Raw genomic sequence first — 421 nt, 5'->3', positions numbered from 1 at the left:
AACAAGGTAGCCGTATCGGAAGGTGCGGCTGGATCACCTCCTTTCTAAGGAAAATGCCCATGTGGCATTGCCCATCGTTCAGTTTTGAGGGTTCGTCCCTCGATTGTTCCTTGAAAACTGAAGATTCATCAAGACATCAAAAACCAATTTCACATATGGTCCATAATGGACCGTGTGTCTTAGACGCTAGATCAAGGTAGAAAGGGCGTACGGTGGATGCCTTGGCACTAGGAGCCGATGAAGGACGCGACGAACAGCGAAATGCTCTGGGGAGTGGTAAGTACACATCGATCCAGAGATCTCCGAATGGGGGAACCCACCGCCGGGAGACCGGCGGGACACCCACGTGAATACATAGCGTGGCGTGAGGCATACCCGGGGAACTGAAACATCTAAGTACCCGGAGGAAGAGAAAGAAAAT

The 421-nt window shown here is 51.3% G+C and carries 1 rRNA gene; it reads left to right on the top strand.

Features of this window, described 5'->3' with window-relative positions:
• Window positions 1-189 precede the first annotated feature (189 nt).
• Window positions 190-421, top strand: a 23S ribosomal RNA gene (locus KNO73_RS14910); the annotation flags it as partial.

This window comes from Exiguobacterium sp. s83 (genome assembly GCF_018617095.1).
GTDB classification, from domain to species: domain Bacteria; phylum Bacillota; class Bacilli; order Exiguobacteriales; family Exiguobacteriaceae; genus Exiguobacterium; species Exiguobacterium profundum.
Note: the sequence above shows the minus strand (reverse complement) of the source record. Positions and strands in the feature narration are given on the sequence as shown.